Annotated in this window: 3 protein-coding genes; 1 reads left to right on the top strand and 2 read right to left on the bottom strand. The window is 61.3% G+C overall.

From position 1 onward, the window contains the following. A partial coding sequence (locus AC1DWF_RS31485; RefSeq protein ID WP_476842513.1) for a BID domain-containing protein occupies positions 1–559 on the top strand: 559 nt, incomplete at its 5' end. Positions 560–794: 235 nt separating this feature from the next. Here the strand turns inward: AC1DWF_RS31485 and AC1DWF_RS31490 are convergent. Next, positions 795–1,727, bottom strand: a complete 933-nt coding sequence (locus tag AC1DWF_RS31490) for a succinylglutamate desuccinylase/aspartoacylase family protein (RefSeq protein ID WP_476789500.1) — start codon at positions 1,725–1,727, stop codon at positions 795–797. Positions 1,728–1,741: 14 nt separating this feature from the next. Continuing rightward, on the bottom strand, positions 1,742–2,391 hold a 650-nt coding region (locus AC1DWF_RS31495), incomplete at its 5' end, for an amino acid ABC transporter ATP-binding protein (RefSeq protein ID WP_476842514.1).

The following is a 2,391-nucleotide window of genomic DNA, read 5'->3' on the forward strand; positions in this document are numbered from 1 at the left end:
GCTCAGGGGGAGGACTGGCCTGCTCGCGAGCAAGGCCGAAAAGGAGGCGCGCCGTGTCGCCGAGGTCAACGTGCCGGCGCTGAAGCGTGACATCAAGCGTTATCTCCAGCTGCGGCAGGTCGCTGCCGCAAGGATCGGGAACGAGGAGCAGGCTCTTCGTCATCGTGTCTCGATCGACATCCCGGCGCTGTCGCAAGCCGCAAGGTCAGTGCTGGAAAACATCCGCGCCGCCATTGACTGCAACGATCTTCCTGCTGCTCTTGGCCTTGCCCTCGCCAATCGCGAGGTCAAGCTTGAGATCGATGGCTTCAACCGAGCCGTCACAGAACGTTTTGGCGAACGGGCGTTGCTCGTCAATGCCGCTCGGGCGCCGTCGGGTAGCCTCTTCGACAAGGCGGCCGAGGGCCTTCGTCCCGGCGAGCGCGAGAAGCTGCGTGAGGCCTGGCCGGTGATGCGTGCAGCCCAACAGTTCGCTGCCCATGAGCGCATAGCGCAGACAGTGAAGCAGACCGAGCATTTACAACTGGCGCAGCGCCAGAGCACGGCATGGAAGCTATGAGGTGTAGTTGTTCGCAACATCGTGTGGCTGCTATCGCGGCGGAGATGTTGGGTCGACGGACGCGCTAACCCATTACCGCTCGGCTCAAGGCAGCCATCGCTCGTTACGCGTAGCGGAAGCGGCTTGGTCGTATCATCTCAGCCCATTCGGAAAATCCCTTCGATACCGTTGAATCCGAGGGCGTTGCCGCCTGCGCGTCGAAGAGGCACGCAATGTCAGTGGTGCACAAAGGGGCTTAGGTGACGTCCGCCACAAGCTTGAACAGGCAATCTCCTGTATCGGTCAAGGCAGGGGCTCTTTGGCAAGCGACGAGGCCAGATTGTGCGAACTGAACCGTTCTGACCGGTTCCGAAGGCCCTTCAATCGGGTGGAGGATGCCAGCAAGATCGCCGGCCCGGACCTCATCTCCCAACGCTACCGCTGGTTCAACGATGGCGTCGGGAAGGATACCCATATGTTTCAGCACACGCAGCACACCGTCTCGCCCAAGGATTTCGCCTTTCCGTGACATGGAGGCACCTCCGCCGAGTTCGGTGGTCAGGGCTGGAATGCCGAGCATCTGGGCGGTTGCCGAGAGTGTTGTCGCACCGCCGCCGCCCGAGCCGTCACTGATCGAGCCGATGGGGGCGCCAAAGACATGCATCAGTTCGATGAATTGTGCTGTTTCGGTTTCAGACCTGCCCGTACGGATCAGGCAGCAGGGCAGATAAAACAGCGACGTGCCGCCGGAGTGCAGGTCGATGACGATGTCGGCGCGAGGCAGCAGTACCTTCGAGACGTAATGCGCGATCATCTCGGTTGGCGAGCCATTGGCGTCGCCAGGAAACATCCGGTTGAGATTGCCCTGATCGAGTGGTGACACCCGTTTGCCGGCGTCCACCGCGGGATAGTTCAGCGCCGGCAGGATGATGGTGCGGCCGCACAGTTCGCTTGCATCAAGTTGCCGGGCGAGCTTGCTGAGTGCAACCTGGCCCTCATACTCGTCACCATGGTTGCCGGCGACAAGCAGGGCGGTCGGCCCGTTGCCATGCTTGATGCAGACAATGGGGATCGGAATGGTGCCGTAGGCGGAGCGGTCGCTCGAAAATGGCAGTCGCAGGCAACTGATCTGCTTGCCGTCCCTGTCAAAATCAACGTCCGTCCAGATACGCGTGTCGTTTGCCGACATGACCTACCTCTCCGTCAATGCAACAGCGTGTTGAGGAACGACCGCGCGCGGGGATGGTTGGGTGTCGAAAAGAACGTCACCGGCGACGCCTGTTCGACAATGCAACCCTGGTCCATGAACACGACCTGGTCGGCAACCTCGCGGGCAAAGCCCATCTCGTGGGTGACGCAGATCATCGTCATGCCTTCGTGGGCCAGCCCGGTCATGACGTCGAGCACCTCCTTGACCATCTCGGGATCAAGTGCCGAGGTTGGCTCGTCAAACAGCATCAGGCGCGGGTTCATGCACAGTGCACGGGCGATGGCCACACGTTGCTGCTGTCCGCCTGACAGTTGCGCGGGGTATTTGTGCGCCTGTTCGGGAATGCGGACCTTTTCGAGAAAATGGCGTGYCAGGCTGTCGGCTTCGTTGCGCGGCATGCGAAGCACGCGGCGCAGGGCCAAGGTGCAATTCGACAAAACCGTCAGATGCGGAAACAGGTTGAAGCTCTGAAACACCATGCCGGTCTGTCGGCGGGCGAGTGTTGTCTCCCTGGCGTGGTCGCCCAAGCGGGTCGTGCCCAGTGTCACGCTTCCCTGCTGATAGGCTTCAAGTCCGTTCAGGCAGCGGATCAGGGTGGATTTGCCCGAACCTGACGGTCCGCAGATCACGACGCGAGACCCAC

Source organism: Aminobacter sp. P4_D5, from assembly GCF_056401815.1.